General features: G+C 46.2%; 16 protein-coding genes. 12 read left to right on the forward strand and 4 right to left on the reverse strand.

The features are described 5' to 3' along the window. The first annotated feature begins 48 nt into the window (after window positions 1-48). From MHH57_RS04165 to MHH57_RS04175, 3 genes are all read left to right on the forward strand, one after another. Entirely contained in the window at window positions 49-1,134 is a 1,086-nt protein-coding gene (locus tag MHH57_RS04165; protein WP_318628218.1) for an iron ABC transporter permease, read from the forward strand. Then, window positions 1,134-2,159, forward strand: a complete 1,026-nt coding sequence (locus MHH57_RS04170; protein ID WP_340931360.1) for an iron ABC transporter permease — start codon at window positions 1,134-1,136, stop codon at window positions 2,157-2,159. Before MHH57_RS04165 ends, MHH57_RS04170 begins: the two co-directional genes overlap by 1 nt. 64 nt (window positions 2,160-2,223) lie before the next feature. Then, window positions 2,224-3,171, forward strand: coding sequence for an ABC transporter substrate-binding protein (locus tag MHH57_RS04175; protein ID WP_341071677.1), 948 nt, complete (start codon window positions 2,224-2,226; stop codon window positions 3,169-3,171). A gap of 161 nt (window positions 3,172-3,332) precedes the next feature. Here the strand turns inward: MHH57_RS04175 and MHH57_RS04180 are convergent, their stop codons facing one another. Next, entirely contained in the window at window positions 3,333-3,764 is a 432-nt protein-coding gene (locus MHH57_RS04180; protein WP_340954302.1) for a hypothetical protein, read from the reverse strand. A gap of 197 nt (window positions 3,765-3,961) precedes the next feature. On the opposite strand from MHH57_RS04180, the gene MHH57_RS04185 reads away from it, so the two are divergent. The 3 genes from MHH57_RS04185 (at window position 3,962) to MHH57_RS04195 (ending at window position 6,241) form a co-directional block, all read left to right on the forward strand. Then, window positions 3,962-4,261 carry a hypothetical protein gene (locus MHH57_RS04185; protein WP_029517129.1) on the forward strand — a complete coding sequence of 100 codons (300 nt, stop codon included), beginning with the start codon at window positions 3,962-3,964 and terminating at the stop codon, window positions 4,259-4,261. A gap of 271 nt (window positions 4,262-4,532) precedes the next feature. After that, complete coding sequence (locus tag MHH57_RS04190) at window positions 4,533-5,357, forward strand: alpha/beta fold hydrolase (RefSeq protein WP_029517128.1); 825 nt, start codon at window positions 4,533-4,535, stop codon at window positions 5,355-5,357. Between the two features lie 92 nt (window positions 5,358-5,449). Next, complete coding sequence (locus MHH57_RS04195) at window positions 5,450-6,241, forward strand: class III extradiol ring-cleavage dioxygenase (RefSeq protein ID WP_029517127.1); 792 nt, start codon at window positions 5,450-5,452, stop codon at window positions 6,239-6,241. 72 nt (window positions 6,242-6,313) lie between these two features. On the opposite strand, the gene MHH57_RS04200 is transcribed toward MHH57_RS04195, so the two are convergent. Together MHH57_RS04200 and MHH57_RS04205 are read right to left on the reverse strand one after the other, a co-directional pair. Beyond that, complete coding sequence (locus MHH57_RS04200) at window positions 6,314-7,237, reverse strand: hypothetical protein (protein ID WP_029517126.1); 924 nt, start codon at window positions 7,235-7,237, stop codon at window positions 6,314-6,316. Window positions 7,238-7,452: 215 nt separating this feature from the next. Beyond that, on the reverse strand, window positions 7,453-7,971 hold the full coding sequence (locus MHH57_RS04205; protein WP_029517125.1) for a DoxX family membrane protein: 519 nt from the start codon (window positions 7,969-7,971) through the stop codon (window positions 7,453-7,455). A gap of 248 nt (window positions 7,972-8,219) precedes the next feature. Here MHH57_RS04205 and MHH57_RS04210 point away from each other — a divergent pair, with 248 nt between their 5' ends. The 3 genes from MHH57_RS04210 (at window position 8,220) to MHH57_RS04220 (ending at window position 11,120) form a co-directional block, all read left to right on the forward strand. Continuing rightward, on the forward strand, window positions 8,220-9,314 hold the full coding sequence (locus MHH57_RS04210; protein ID WP_165149957.1) for a DUF3048 domain-containing protein: 1,095 nt from the start codon (window positions 8,220-8,222) through the stop codon (window positions 9,312-9,314). Between the two features lie 188 nt (window positions 9,315-9,502). Then, on the forward strand, window positions 9,503-10,117 hold the full coding sequence (locus MHH57_RS04215) for a DUF47 family protein (protein ID WP_007428879.1): 615 nt from the start codon (window positions 9,503-9,505) through the stop codon (window positions 10,115-10,117). A gap of 13 nt (window positions 10,118-10,130) precedes the next feature. Continuing rightward, the gene (locus tag MHH57_RS04220) at window positions 10,131-11,120 is read left to right on the forward strand and encodes an inorganic phosphate transporter (RefSeq protein ID WP_029517123.1); all 990 of its coding nucleotides are present in this window, start codon (window positions 10,131-10,133) and stop codon (window positions 11,118-11,120) included. A gap of 32 nt (window positions 11,121-11,152) precedes the next feature. Here the strand turns inward: MHH57_RS04220 and MHH57_RS04225 are convergent, their stop codons facing one another. Further along, complete coding sequence (locus MHH57_RS04225) at window positions 11,153-11,296, reverse strand: hypothetical protein (protein WP_155271710.1); 144 nt, start codon at window positions 11,294-11,296, stop codon at window positions 11,153-11,155. A gap of 63 nt (window positions 11,297-11,359) precedes the next feature. Between MHH57_RS04225 and MHH57_RS04230 the strand changes: the two genes are divergently transcribed. From MHH57_RS04230 to corA, 3 genes are all read left to right on the forward strand, one after another. Beyond that, on the forward strand, window positions 11,360-12,808 hold the full coding sequence (locus MHH57_RS04230) for an amino acid ABC transporter substrate-binding protein/permease (protein ID WP_029517122.1): 1,449 nt from the start codon (window positions 11,360-11,362) through the stop codon (window positions 12,806-12,808). Continuing rightward, the gene (locus tag MHH57_RS04235; protein WP_029517121.1) at window positions 12,801-13,529 is read left to right on the forward strand and encodes an amino acid ABC transporter ATP-binding protein; all 729 of its coding nucleotides are present in this window, start codon (window positions 12,801-12,803) and stop codon (window positions 13,527-13,529) included. Before MHH57_RS04230 ends, MHH57_RS04235 begins: the two co-directional genes overlap by 8 nt. Window positions 13,530-14,102: 573 nt before the next feature. Then, window positions 14,103-15,062: a magnesium/cobalt transporter CorA gene (gene corA / locus MHH57_RS04240; RefSeq protein WP_069012880.1), complete on the forward strand. Its 960-nt coding sequence runs from the start codon at window positions 14,103-14,105 to the stop codon at window positions 15,060-15,062.

A 15,062-nucleotide genomic window follows, 5' to 3' on the forward strand; every position in this document is an offset into this window, starting at 1 on the left:
TGGAAAACGTAATGATTTTTTCAGGTACGGAGGGAGTGACCTCATCAAATGCAGTCTAAAGACAGCATGGACAAACATACAGCTCGGACAGAGAGGGCAGTTCCTGAAGTAGTCATAACAGCACGTCCAGTACTTCGAGCGGGTAGGATTCGGCAGGCGTTGTTGTTCACAGCTTCGGCTGTATTGTTGGGTTTGGCCATATTCGCCGCCATTTCTCTCGGAGCCAAGGACTTGACCGTAAGCACCGTGTGGTCGGCAGTATTTCACTATGATCGTTCGCTGATGACACATCAGATCATTCATGAGTTGAGATTGCCGCGTGTACTCGGTGCAGCTGTTATTGGAGCTGCGCTGGCGGTTGCAGGTTCTCTGATTCAGGGCATTACGCGCAACCCGCTGGGAGATACAGGTGTGCTGGGCATTAACGCAGGAGCGATGTTTGTAGTTGCAGTGAGTTTTGCCTTTTTTCCCGATCTTCCTTATGGGACGTTAATAGTATTGTCGTTCCTGGGGGCGCTGATGAGTACCTTACTGGTATTTGGTCTGGGAGCATCTGCGCCTGGTGGATTGACACCTATGAGACTGACGGTGTCTGGAGCTGTGACGGCTGCCCTGTTAGGTTCCATGACTTCGGGGATTGCGATTTATTTTGATTTAAGTCAGGATTTAGCCTTCTGGTATGCGGGTGGTGTAGCCGGGATCAAATGGTCGCAGCTTGAGATTCTTGCACCGATTTTGCTTATTGTGATCGCCTGGTCTATGGGGCTGGCACGTTCTATTTCGCTGATTTCGATGGGCGATGAGGTGGCGTTAAACCTTGGGTTGAATCTCAGGCGCATTCGGCTTTTGGGTCTGCTGACCGTAGTGGTACTGGCGGGACTCTCTGTATCGGCTGCTGGAGCCATCGGCTTTGTAGGTTTGGTTATCCCACATATCGCTCGCAAGCTAATCGGTGTGGATTATCGCCAGATCGTGCCGCTGTCTGCGTTATTGGGAGCCGTGTTACTGGTGCTGGCAGATTTGGGAGCGAGAATGGCAAATCCGCCAGAGGAGCTAGCTATTGGAATTATGGTGTCTTTTATCGGAGTACCCTTTTTCCTCTTTCTCGCCCGTAAGGAAAGGAGGGATTTATAGTGAGTCGCTCTTTAGGGATTGGGGACACGAGAACGAAAAAGGCTTGGCTCGTTTGTTTGGTATTGGCGGGAATCAGCTTTGCCGTCCTTGTTTTGGGTTTGAATACCGGAACGATTCGTATTCCACCGCTACGCGTGCTGGATACGTTGTTTGGCGGTGGCAGCGGACGTGATCATATCGTTCTGTTCGAGTATCGTCTGCCTCGTATTGCTGTAACGGTGCTGGCTGGAGCGGGACTAGGCGCAGCCGGGGCGGTCATGCAAGGCTTGTCGCGGAACGCACTTGCTGATCCGGGAGTGCTCGGTCTTCATGCAGGGGCTGCGTTGGGACTGGTAATGTTCGTTAGCTTTTTTCGCGACTTGGACGGTTCGGCCGCCGTCCTGATCCCCTTGTTTACCTTTGCAGGAGGTGTCATTGCGGCGATGCTGATTGTTTTGTTGTCCTATAGCCGTAACAGAGGAATCGTGCCAGTGCGTCTGATTTTGTCCGGTATCGGTGTAGCCTCGGGCCTTAGCGCTATAACGCTGTATTGGTCCTTACGGCTGGATGAGGATACATACGCATTTACCGCACGTTGGTTGGCTGGCAGCGTTTGGGGCCGGGACTGGATACATGCAGCAGCTTTGCTGCCTTGGTTAGTCATTGTATTACCCTACGTTCTGTCGCAGACGCGCAGTCTGAATAACCTGTCGTTGGGTGACGAGACCGCGGCTGGAATCGGTACAAGTGTGAAGCGCCAGCGCCTATTACTGCTAGGCGCAGCTGTGGCTCTATCTAGTGCCAGTGTATCTATGGCCGGAGGCATCGGCTTTATCGGGCTGATTGCGCCTCATCTGGCTCGCCGTCTGGTTGGGCCGATGTACCAGCATTTGCTGCCAGTAGCCTGTTTGGTCGGGGTCGTCATTCTGGTCACCGCCGACACGATTGGGCGTTCGGTGTTTCAGCCAAATGCGATTCCCGCAGGTGTGGTGGTTGCTGTGGTAGGAGCTCCGTATTTTCTATTCTTGTTGTCCCGAACAAAATGACAGAAGAAGCCTTCTATAATGATCATTATAATGTAGAGCTTCTATAGCATAGGAGAGAATAAACATGAGAAAACACAAATTTGAGGGTTCAGGTTTTAAACGTTCATGGGTAGTCACAACTCTTGTTGTATGCATGATCATGCTATCTGCTTGCGGACAAGCAGCCGACAAACAGACTGCCGATACGAAAGCGGCGGACAGTGCGCAGACAACCATTAGTGCGGATTCGCGTATTGCTTCGATGTCAATTCATTTGACGAACAACTTGCTGGCATTGGGCATTACTCCGGCTGGTTCGGTCATTGGCGGAGATGTGAAGGATTTTCTACCGCATGTAAAAGATCGTCTTCAAAGTACCCGTAAGCTAGGTGTTGTCACTGATCCGGATATGGAAGCGGTACTGGAGCTTCAACCTGATCATATTTTCTTAGACAAAAAATATTCGGGAACCGATGTGGCCAAGTTTGAAAAAATTGCGCCGACCGACGTTTTTGATCTGGATGAAGGCACATGGAAAGATCAATTGAAAAAAATAGCCGTTATGGTCAAACATGAAGCACAGGCAGACGCATTTCTAAAAGACTATGATACACAGAGGGAACGAGTCAAAAAGCTGATTCATTCAAAAATTGGGGACGGAACGGTTATGGCTGTACGTGTGACGGCGAAAGAGGTTCGTGTTATGGGGATGAAGCGTCCGGTAGGACCGCTGTTATATCAGGATTTGGGCTTGAAGCCAGCCAAAGGTGTAGAAAAGATCAACAAGGCTTATCAGGTGGTTTCCCAAGAGGTTTTACCGGATTATGATGCCGATGCGATTCTTGTTATCATCAGTAAAGGCGCGGATGCCCAAAAGGTATACAAGCAGCTGAAAGGAAACACAGTATGGCAAGGTCTCAAAGCGGTGAAGCAAGGGCATGTCTACATGTTGGACGGACAGCCTTGGCTGGACTATTCCGCAATGGGACACAAAATTGCTCTGGATAATGCAGAACAACTATTTTCCAAATAAGTTCTAAAATATATCAAGCCGTATTCCTCCATGCAGCTTCTTGCAGGCCAGGAATACGGCTTTTTGGCGCACACCCCAGCTGTAAGTCGATTGCCTGATCGAAATGAAAAGGAGCTGCTATGACCCAAAATGGGGCAGCTCCATATAATGAAAATTGCGGGCTATGAACGTTTTTTACGCAGAAAAATTGGTTTGAGTCCAATAAAGCCGATGGCGGCGAGAATTAAATTTACCCAAGGTGAGATCCTGAATACTGGCAGTACACTGCGCAGCGCTAGTCCGGCGACAAGAATCACGACAACTAACACAACATACATCAAGATGGATTTAAGATTCATCTGGGGCTTTACGGGGACGGGGTTTGGATGTTGTATCTCCTCGCCTTCTTCGGGACGATCCATAAAATTCATCAGGGCTTCAACGAGTAGAATGGCTCCTGCGGCGATGATGATAAGAGTGGATAGGCTGATTTCTTCAAAGGGTTTGAGATCTCCGCCTGTAAAGGTGACAAACCATCCGATAATCGCCTGTGTCAAAAAAAACATGGACAAGGCAACCCATGCAATAAGCGTATAATTTTTTGCTTTATTCATTGCTTCCTCCTGCTTTATGAGCGTATTCCAAGCTGATGGAACCGCCATTTCGTAACAAAGACAGTATACGTGAGGAAGCGTCGGATGGCAAAAGACTTTATCTATAGCATGTATATTACCGTTGCATTCTCCTCAAACTGGATAGAGGGTGAGCACGTGGAGCAACCTGAATATAAACGTTGAGAGGATGTGGCATCATGAAACTGGAGAACCAGGCAGATTATTTAGTCCAAAAACGACTGGGAAACGCTTCGAATGGGAATAGCGGGGCGGCCTCGTCTACAAATGTGAGTCACCGGAGCGTTCAAGGAACATCTCCAACGTACCGTATAGTGGACGATATCGAAGTGGCTGAGGATACAGAATTTGCAGGTGAGCTAGGTGCACAGAACTACCGCAGCCTGTGGCATGAGGATGAACATAACGGCGACTCTTGTAAACTGCAGTGGGAAGGACGAACGGAGACCCACCAAATGTTCAGGAACAGCTACGAATAACGAATGTCACTTTAAATGTAGTGGATTCACTCACATAAGTGTAGTATAGCGTTCTCCGGAATCGCATCGGGGAGCGCTATTTGTTTACTTTTTTAACGATGTGAACTGACAGGTTGACAAGGAAGCAGGGCGATGATAGACTGACTTTACTATAAAACTTATTAAACTTATCGGAATTAAAGTGAATAAATATCCTGGATGGATATTCCACGTTACTATATGAGTTCGAATTCATAAATGTGTAGTGAAGCTTGAAACAGGGGGAATCAGGATGGAACGGCAAATTGGAATTCGTTTTGAACATGAAGAGCTGGCCGCAACAATTCATTATCCAAACCGTACAAATGAGGGAGAGCGTCAGAGACGAGTTCCCCTCGTTGTTATATGTCACGGTTTTGTAGGCAATCGTATCGGCGTAGATCGATTATTCGTCAAGACTGCGCGTGAACTGGCCGAAGGGGGATATTTTGTCCTGCGCTTTGATTTTGCCGGTTGTGGGGAGAGCACAGGTGAATACGGCAAGCAGGGGCTTGAGTCCATGATTAATCAGACACGTACCGTATTGGATTACGCCGTCAATTGTGCGGACATTGACCCGACCAAGGTGACGCTGATCGGTCACAGTCTGGGGGGCGCGGTTGCTCTTCTCACAGCCGTACGGGACAAGAGAGTACAAAATCTGGTCCTTTGGTCAGCAGTGGGCTATCCGTTCAATGACATCGTCAAAATTACGGAGCGAAGCGTGTACGATGAGTCTGTTAAAACTGGTCATGCCGATTATTTGGGCTATAAGTTTACGCCTGCTTACTTTGAGTCGTTAGCTCAATTTCAGCCGTTCCAGGAGGCCGTTAAATTTAACGGGGATGTGCTCGTCATTCATGGAACCTCGGATGATATTATTCCTGTCGATTATGCATTTCTGTTTCAAAAGATATTCTGGATGCGTCCAGAGGGACGCTGTGATAAAGAGATTATTTTCCAGGGAGATCACACTTTCTCGTCAGGTAAAGAGCGGCAACGGCTCATTGATCGGACGCTTGAATGGCTGGATGAACAGGAAAATATTCAACGTGATTGGCAGCACTGGATGATCTGATTTCAGTGTGTAACGGATTGTATTGGAAATTGCGCCTCCGCCGGAGTAAAATGGAAGAGTAACACTATACTGGCGTGTGGAGGTTGGCAGCGATGACATTACCCTCAATTTTTGTTGCGCATGGTTCACCGACACTGGCTGTAGAAAATAACGCATATACCAGCTTTCTTGCAAAGCTGGGCGCGAGCCTGCCCCGACCCAAAGGAATTGTCATTTTTTCCGCGCATTGGGATAGCCCCGATCAATGTATTGGCGCGGATGATCAGCATGCAGCGTTGCACGATTTCTATGGCTTTCCTGAAGAAATGTACTCAATCGATTACCCTGCACCAGGCGATCCAAAGCTGTATGAGGAGATAGAGCATCTGTTCAGTCAGCATAACTTGTTCCACCAGCCGGTTCGGAACCGGGGACTGGATCATGGAGCATGGGTGGTTTTGCGGCATATATATCCTGATGCGGACATACCGGTCGTACCGTTATCTATTGATTCTCGGCGCGCTCCTCAAGAGCAATACGAGATTGGACGGATGCTGGCGCCGTTGCGAGAACAAGGGATTTTGATTATCGGTAGCGGCGGATTGGTCCACAACTTGCGGACACTCAAGCAGACGAGTGAGCCAGCCGATTGGGCCGTTCAATATGATGACTGGATTGCACAGCAGCTTCAAGACTGGAATTTACGTCACTTATTCCAATATGACAAGAAGGCTCCATATGCCAAACAAGCGGTACCTTCTTATGGAATAGAGCATTTTTCACCTTTGTTTTATGCGATGGGGGCTGCGGATCAGGAGCGCTCCGCGCATAAGCTTTTTCAGTCGTATGTCCTTGGCTCGCTGAGTCTCAATTGTTGGGCTTTTGGTCAAGAAAGTGATACGTAAATGTAAAAAAGAACTTCCGAATCCACATGCTGTGTGGGAATGGAAGTTCTTTTGTGTTTTTTGCGTCTTCGATTAATTAGAAGGCACGTTCTTTTTTAGCCAAGTGGATACCTGCGAAGTACGTTGATCTCCATTTTGATCCAACAGTGTCATAAATGCTTTCAGCTTTTGAATATAGGTGCTCTTCGAATCCATATTACGTTGAACGAACCATTGATACCCTTTTTTGGCATACGGATGAATCTTCCCGGTATCATGATCGAATAATGGCGTATTGTTCGTGCCGTAGAAAGTATAGAAAAAGTACAGATCGTGCAATTTTTTTATAGCTTGTGTACGATTGGAATGTGGATATTGGTTTAAAAACAATTCCTGTGCCAGCACTCGTCCGGCTAACTGTTGATAGCCGATACGGAGCGCGGCATCTTTGGTAGCAGCCTGTCCGGATTCCATCGACATGATGTCAATATAGCTGCGGATATCTGCCGTGGTGTGCTTCCCGAATACTTTATATTTTTCATAGTTGATGATTGGGTAATACATGCCTTCTGCGGTTTCAAGTTTGTAGCCGGCATCTCTTGTTTGAGTTAGCAACTTTTTCAGGTTCGCATCGCTTGTACGGCTGATTACATTTGTGAACGAATCACCGGGTTTATAGATTTGATTTATTTTGGTTTGAACAGAGGTCGGGTATAGGGTCTGTGCATAGGAATCCAATTGCTGGTTCTGTGCATTTTCCAGATGAAGCACCATGAGGGTAGCTTGAGAAGCTGGAATGGATTGAATATGCTTTTGCAAATAAGTGAATGCCTGAGATAGCTTGCCGGGTTGGCCTAGTAGCTGCTCGAAGGTCTTGGAGATATGTTGTACACTTTCTGCCTGAGATGTCGTAGTAGACGTCGCCGCTTGGGCTGATGCCGTATATCCCGATCCCATAGTCTGCACTGTGAAAGTTACTGCTGCGAGCATGAGATAGGCTTTGGTGATTTTTTTCATGATATAACCCTCCATTACGTTCTTTGATGTAACTGTAGTGTATAGGGTAAATGTATCGTGAGCATTCCATGTTGTATCCAACTTGTAAACGTTTGGGGAGGATAATGAATCCGATAAAAGAGTCCGAGTTAGGAGGAGCTAAAATCCTCCTTGTGAGCATAACAGCGCAAAAAAATAACCATTATCCCGGAGGATAACGGTTATTTGGGGGATGTTTAAGCGATTTTTCGACTAGGGTCCGCTGGAAAGGTATCTTTATTTTTACCAAACAGTCCACGCAGGAAGGGCAGTACCCAACGGTCAAAGCCAATTCTTCCGGCATTTGCGCCAGCAACTACGAGGAAGATTTCAAACAGCAGGTAGATTGCATTGGTGCTTACTGTACCCGAGAACAGGAACGAGAAGTTCATAACCATGGCCATCAAAGCAGCCAGTGTAGTCAATGTACCGAGAAGCAGGCCAACCCCGACCAAGAACTCACCCAACGGGATCAGGACGTTGAACAAACCTACATTCGGCAGGGCAAAGGCTTCGAGGAACGATCCCCACCAGCCTTGTACAGCGGGATGGTCTCCACCTGTTTTAGCAATGGCCCCCGAGATAAATCCGCCTGCATCGAATCCACCTGTCAGCTTTTCAAGTCCGTGAGTCATCCATTCATAACCTAGATAAACCCGTACGACAGTCAGCAACCACATTGCGACTTTGTTCTCACGTAACCAGCTATTAAACATTCAAACCACTCCTCTTTCTTAATCTATAATGTTGGTTGTATTTCATTTTGTTGGGATGATCATCTTTGCTACACCTTTATTGTAGTAGGTTCAGTTACAGTTATTTGTGATAAAAATCACAAAGTCTGAATATTTTTAAAATTTTAATGTCTTCAGATAAGTATTCTATAGAGAGGTCATGCTTCAATCAAGACAAAAACAGGAAATAAAGCTTATAATGAGAAAAATAACGAAGTGGAGGGATGAACTTGTCCGGGCCCATTTCCCAACGAAATCATTGGTTGCGTGTAATGGCCTCAGCTCTGTTATGCATGACGCTGATGTCTTGTTCTGCTATGTCCAATACGGGAGATACTGAACCCGTTCCTCAACCGACCAAGCATAAAACAGAGAAGGAGGCGCTTGAACCGCCGAAGGAGCAGTCTACTCCGGCATTTACAGCTCCGCTTACCGGTCTTCCGGTGGAGCAGCCAGTTTTGGAGCGACCGCTCGCTGTCATGATTAACAATGCTCCAGCAGCACGTCCGCAGGCAGGACTTAGTCAGGCAGATATGGTATATGAAGTTCTTGCAGAAGGCGGAATTACCCGTCTGGTCGCTTTTTTCCAAAGTCATGGCGGAGATGTAAAGGTTGGTCCGGTCCGTAGCATTCGTCCGTATTTGATTGAGCTGGGCGAAACTTATGGTGCGTTGCCGATACACGCAGGGGGAAGCACAGATGCCTATGCGATTTTACAGCAGCAGCGGAAGGAACATTTAGATGAGATTTCAAATGGAGGGGCATACTTCTGGCGAAGCAAAGATCGTCGTCCTCCGCATAATCTATACACGGACGTGAATAGACTGCGCAAAGGAAGCGATAGTAAAGGGTATGCTACGCATACGGACGTTCCAGTATATACTTACCTTAAATCCGGCGAAACCCCAGTTATGGTGGACGAGACTGCAACATCTTTACAAATCCGGTTTTTGCTTAAAAGCTACCGGGTATCTTATACCTATGATCCAGCGGATCAACAATATAAGCGTTTTGTGAACGAAAAGTCACATGTGGATCAAAATAATAACCAACAGCTCTCAGCAGCCAATGTCATTGTGATGAGCACCAGGCATCGAACGTTGGATGATGTAGGCAGATTAAGTGTTGAACTGGACGGCAGCGGAGAGGCCATGGTGTTTCAACAAGGACAGTTAATACAGGCTGAGTGGCAACATACGCCAGGTGATGCGATTCGTTTTATGAAGAATGGGGTTGAAATTCCGTTAACGCCAGGTACATCCTATATACATGTGGTGCCTGCAGATACACCACTAAAGGAACATGTAACCATAGAAGTGAATTAGAAAACGAATTACACCTTTTTAGGAAAAAATTGTCGGATAATGAGCTTATATGTCGGGCACTGTATACGTATATCATGAAATTTGCTTTTACAAACATTACAAAAACATTGATGAGTGTGATAAGATAGCAAAGGTTGTCTATTGCAGTCGAAACAGGTTGCGGATATTTTCGTAAAGGGGTAATCGTTATGAGATTGAAGAAAAAGGATATATTCTTCGAGACGTTGGAAAATATGGCAGATACGATCGTGCAAGCAGCCGATTATTTTGCCCAACATACTTCAAATCTTCAAGATGTGACTTTGTTTACAAATGAAATGAAGAAGTATGAAAATAAGTGTGATGATTACACACACACGATTATTACTGAACTGAACAAGACCTTCATTACGCCGTTGGAACGCGACGACATCATGGAACTGACAACAACCATGGATGATGTGTTGGACGGTCTTGAAGCGACGGCTTCCCGTTTTTATATGTACAACATTACGGAGCCGGACGAGTATATTGTGCAGTTCGCTGATATTCTGCGTCAATCAGCTTACGAAATTCAGAAAGCTGTACATCTGCTTTCACAGAAAAAATTGCTGGCCATTCGTGAATACACTATTCGTCTGAATGATTTGGAAAATCAGGGGGATGAATTGTTGCGTATTTGCATCAAAAACCTGTTTGCAACTGTAACTGACCCTATTGAACTGATTAAACGCAAAGAATTGTACGAACGCCTTGAAACGACAACGGATTCATGCGAGGATGTTGCAAATATGCTGGAATCCATCATTATGCGTAACTCGTAAGGAGTCCTTTTACATGGATACAAGTTTACTGGTATTGGGTATTGTTATTTTTCTTGCTCTGGCATTTGATTTTATTAATGGGTTTCATGATACGGCGAACGCGATTGCAACTTCGGTATCGACCCGTGCATTGACCCCGCGACGTGCGATTATTATGGCTGCGGTCATGAACTTTCTCGGGGCAATATTGTTTACAGGGGTTGCGAAGACGATTGGTGGAAGTGTGGCTGATCCAACCAAGCTTACGAATGGAATTGATATCGTCATTGCGACGCTGATCGCTGCGATTATCTGGAACCTCTTAACCTGGTGGTTCGGTATTCCTTCATCCTCTTCTCATGCATTGATTGGTGCATTGGCTGGAGCGGTGTATGTAGGTGCAGGATCGGAAAAATTAAACTGGAGCGGCTTCATCGGGATTGTCGAAGGACTTATTTTCTCCCCGTTGATTGCTTTTGTTGTCGGTTACATCGTGATGATGATTTTAAAATACATCTTCGCTCATCGTAGTCCGCATACGGTGAACAAAGGGTTCCGTACAATGCAGGTCATTACAGCAGCGCTTCAGTCGTTCACGCATGGTACGAATGATGCTCAAAAGGCGATGGGGATTATTACATTCGCACTCGTTTCGTCGGGGTATCAGGACCATTTGGAAGTACCCATGTGGGTAAAAATTTCAGCCGCAACAGCCATGGCGCTAGGTACATCTATCGGGGGCTGGAAAATCATCAAGACGATGGGAACCAAGATTTTTAAAATCGAGCCAATTAACGGATTTGCAGCCGACATTTCGGGAGCCTCTGTTATTTTCACAGCTACATTGCTTCATTTGCCCGTAAGTACCACTCATGCCATTACTTCGGCTATTTTGGGTGTGGGTTCTGCGAAGCGTTTTTCCGCTGTGCGTTGGTCGCTGGCCGGTCGAATTATTATTACTTGGGTGATAACGATACCGATTGCTGCGCTGTTATCTGGATTGATTTTCAAAATTCTTTTCTAGTTCGTTATTATTTCTTGAAAAATAGGTACACACTATAGAACACACAATAAGCTTCCGTCCGCTTTTTGCGGCAGGGGCTTATTGGCATTCTGGGGCAAAACGGCTTCTTCAAAGTTTACACCTCCAGATAGTTCCATGAAACGTTTTTCAAAAATACCTGACATCAAAGTAGTCAATTTTTAATAACTCCTGTAAAATAAACAGAAAACTTTGAACCGTTCAACTGACTGGAGGAAATTATGCAAAAATCTAGAAAACTAATAGCACTTATCATTTGTTTGTTTTTTGTGGTTGCCCTGGCCGGTAATTTCGGTGTAGTGGCACATGCAGAAAATAAAACAAAGTATGATATCGGCACGGATACAACGTTCGCGCCTTTTGAGTTTGAAGATGTAGATGGTAAATTCGTCGGAATTGATATGGATTTGCTGGCAGCTATTGCCAAGGATCAGAATTTTGAATATACCATTAAGCCTCTTGGCTTTAACGCGGCAGTGCAGGCCCTTGAAACGAATCAAGTGGATGGTGTCATTGCCGGGATGAGTATTACCGATGAACGCAAGCGGAAATTTGATTTTTCTGAGCCTTATTTTGATTCAGGCGTCGTCATGGCGGTCCGTAAGGATAATGATACGGTTAAACGCTATGAGGACTTGAAAGGGCAGCGTGTCGCTGTCAAAACAGGCACGGAAGGTTATACATTCGCAGAGTCCATTAAGGCCAAATACGGCTTTACTACAGTACCGTTCGACGATTCTTCTCAAATGTATGATGAAGTTAAAACAGGTAATTCGGTTGCCTGCTTTGATGACTATCCGGTACTGGCATACGGTGTAAACCAGAATAACGGCCTTAAGCTGGTAACAGATAAGGAAAAAGGTGCTTCTTACGGGTTTGCTGTTAACCAAGGCAAAAACAAGGAGTTGCTGGAGAAATTTAATGCAGGGCTTGTTAATCTGCGTAATAGCGGGGAATACGATAAGATTTTGGCTAAATACCTTGGCGAATCGGGCAAAGGTGTGGCGCCTGTAGAGACCAGCCGCTGGGGGCTGATTTCCGCTTCGCTGCCTTCGCTGATTAAAGGCATGGGAAATACGTTGTTGTACACACTTGTATCTTTACTCGTAGCCTTTATCCTAGGTTTGGTGTTTGGCTTTATGAAAGTAAGCCATAACAAGGTGTTCCGTGGTATTGCAACTGTTTTCGTCGATATATTCCGCGGTATTCCGCTGATCGTGCTTGCTTTCTTTATTTACTTTGGTATTCCACAGGCACTGGACTTCAAAATGCCACTTTTTGTTGCGGCTGTATTGACGCTATCCCTGAATGCGGGTGCGTATGTAACTGAGATTATCCGTGGTGGTATTCAGTCCATTGATCCGGGACAAATGGAAGCAGCCCGTTCGCTTGGTCTACCCTATCGGACGGCTATGCTTAAAATCATTTTGCCACAAGCTGTGAAAATCATGATCCCGTCGTTTATCAATCAGTTGGTTATTACGTTGAAGGATACGTCCATTTTGTCTGTTATCGGTCTGGTCGAATTGACCCAATCGGGTAAGATCATTATTGCGCGGACATTCCAATCCTTTGATATTTGGCTGGTAGTAGCGGTGATGTATCTTATCGTCATTACAGTCCTGACCAAAATTTCCAACCGTCTTGAAGGGAGAGTTCGCCGTGGGTAAAATTATCGTTAAAAACCTGAAAAAAAGCTATGGTAGTAATCAAGTGCTAAAAGGCATCGACATGCAAGTACGTGAAGGCGAAGTTGTGTGTGTCATTGGCCCGTCTGGTTCGGGGAAAAGTACGTTTTTGCGTTGTATGAACATGCTTGAAGAAATTACCGCAGGTGAGGTCATTGTCGATGACTACAACTTGAGTGACAAAAACGTGGACATTAACAAAGTCCGTGAAAATATAGGTATGGTATTTCAACATTTTAATCTGTTTCCGCATATGACCGTACTTAAGAACATTATGTTCGCGCCGACTGAACTGGGGAAACAGTCCAAGGCAGAGGCCCGGGAAACGGCCATGAAGCTGCTGGATCGTGTGGGGTTGGCCGATAAGGCAGATGCACTGCCAGGGCAGCTTTCCGGCGGTCAGAAGCAGCGTGTGGCGATTGCACGTGCGCTGGCCATGAACCCGGACATTATGCTGTTCGACGAACCGACCTCGGCGCTCGATCCTGAAATGGTGGGCGAAGTGCTTGGCGTAATGAATGATCTGGCGCGTGAAGGCATGACGATGATGATCGTAACGCATGAGATGGGTTTTGCACGCGAAGTAAGCGACCGTGTTGTGTTTATGGACGGTGGTTACATCGTAGAAGAAGGAACGCCACAAGAGGTATTTGGTAATCCGAAAAACGAGCGGACCATTAGTTTCTTAGAAAAAGTATTGTAAGAGGATTAAAAGTGAGGCAGGGTTTGTGGATGTAGGCGGGGATCTCGTTGTAAGACGCTCCGCGTTCCATTTGATCTTTCGATCGCTGTTGCCCCTGAATTTTTTTGGATTGTATAACACATGAAAAGGTTAAAATACAGGGGCAAAGGCGAACGCTCCGCTTCTCCAGATTCAAATGGACCGCTACGCTACGGCTCGCTGATTGCCCTTTTCGTGCCATGAGCCTGCCTCACTTTTGAATGAGTGGGTGCAGGGGAAGAGGGCGCGACGCAGCTCGGTGCTTGCTGCGCCGAGGGGGATATAGCGAGGTAAGCATCCGACCGCTTTGTGGCTTATGATGTTTATTTTCATAAGTGAGAATTTTGCAAAATTCTGAAGTGGAAGGCTTGCTTTGAAGATAAGAACTGCTCTGCACGAGGATAAAGGATATCTTGGGACGGCTTGTTGACCCGGAGATATCCTTTTCTTATTTAGTGTATGGGAATGTAGAGCGTGAGATTTGTATAATGCTGATTGGCTTATATAAAATATAAATGACATATCAGACGGAAGTGTAAGCGAGGGGGACGTACGGTGATACGTACATTGGCTATAGGTCATGATCATCAGGTAACAGTGGGAAAACCATTGGATCAGATCGTCATGGAGGATTACATATGGATGTGGGTAGATTTTAGCGAGCCTACAGATCGCGAGACGGAGCTGCTGACGAGTTATTTTCATTTTCACCCATTGGCTGTGGAGGATTGTATGCATGTTCTGCAACGTCCCAAATTGGATTATTACGAGGATGTGCAGTTTCTGGTCGTGCATGCGCTTGATGCAGATACGTTAGCTGCGGAAGAAGTGGATATGTTTATTAGCAGTCGTTTTTTGGTTACATATCACCATCATGAGTTAGAGGAGCTGGATCAAGCCTGGGAGCGGATTGTCCAGCATGCGAATGAACGCAAAATATGGTCGCGAGGACCGCTGGCTGCAGCCTACACGGTGATGGACAAGCTGGTAGATAACTATTTTCCGAGCCTTTTTATGATTGAGGACGAATTGGCTGAGCTGGAGGGCTTGGGCGGTCGCGAATCCGTAGAGGAATTAATGAAGCAGGTGTTTGACCTGCGTGGCAGGCTGCTCAAGCTGCGCCGTACCATCGTACCTATGCGTGATCTGATGTACCGAGTTTTGAATTCACAGCATGTGCAGGGCCAAGGAGATCATATGGCTTATTTTACCGATATATATGATCATTTATTGAAGTTGACAGACATGCTGGAGGCCGACCGCGAGATGACAGCCGACCTGAGAGACAGTTATATATCGCTCAATTCCAACCGCATGAATTCAATTATGAAGACGCTAACCGTAATTACGACCGTTTTTATGCCCTTGACGCTGATTGCAGGAATCTATGGTATGAATTTTTCGAATATGCCCGAGTTGGGCTGGAAATATGGATATTTTGGCGTACTGTTCTTCATGTTTTTGTTGAGTGTTGCCATGGTGGTCTGGTTTATGCGCCGAGGCTGGTTCAAATAG

It is taken from the genome of Paenibacillus sp. FSL H7-0442 (assembly GCF_038593105.1).
Taxonomy (GTDB): Bacteria; Bacillota; Bacilli; order Paenibacillales; family Paenibacillaceae; genus Paenibacillus; species Paenibacillus polymyxa_D.

Excerpts from the sequence above, each read along its gene's own strand:
- MHH57_RS04185 (WP_029517129.1), top strand. The coding sequence starts at position 3,962 with ATGAAACTGGAGAACCAGGCAGATTATTTAGTCCAAAAACGACTGGGA.
- MHH57_RS04215 (WP_007428879.1), top strand. The coding sequence starts at position 9,503 with ATGAGATTGAAGAAAAAGGATATATTCTTCGAGACGTTGGAAAATATG.
- MHH57_RS04175 (WP_341071677.1), top strand. The coding sequence starts at position 2,224 with ATGAGAAAACACAAATTTGAGGGTTCAGGTTTTAAACGTTCATGGGTA.
- MHH57_RS04180 (WP_340954302.1), bottom strand. The coding sequence starts at position 3,764 with ATGAATAAAGCAAAAAATTATACGCTTATTGCATGGGTTGCCTTGTCC.
- MHH57_RS04200 (WP_029517126.1), bottom strand. The coding sequence starts at position 7,237 with ATGAAAAAAATCACCAAAGCCTATCTCATGCTCGCAGCAGTAACTTTC.
- MHH57_RS04190 (WP_029517128.1), top strand. The coding sequence starts at position 4,533 with ATGGAACGGCAAATTGGAATTCGTTTTGAACATGAAGAGCTGGCCGCA.
- MHH57_RS04205 (WP_029517125.1), bottom strand. The coding sequence starts at position 7,971 with ATGTTTAATAGCTGGTTACGTGAGAACAAAGTCGCAATGTGGTTGCTG.
- MHH57_RS04230 (WP_029517122.1), top strand. The coding sequence starts at position 11,360 with ATGCAAAAATCTAGAAAACTAATAGCACTTATCATTTGTTTGTTTTTT.
- MHH57_RS04195 (WP_029517127.1), top strand. The coding sequence starts at position 5,450 with ATGACATTACCCTCAATTTTTGTTGCGCATGGTTCACCGACACTGGCT.
- MHH57_RS04165 (WP_318628218.1), top strand. The coding sequence starts at position 49 with ATGCAGTCTAAAGACAGCATGGACAAACATACAGCTCGGACAGAGAGG.
- MHH57_RS04220 (WP_029517123.1), top strand. The coding sequence starts at position 10,131 with ATGGATACAAGTTTACTGGTATTGGGTATTGTTATTTTTCTTGCTCTG.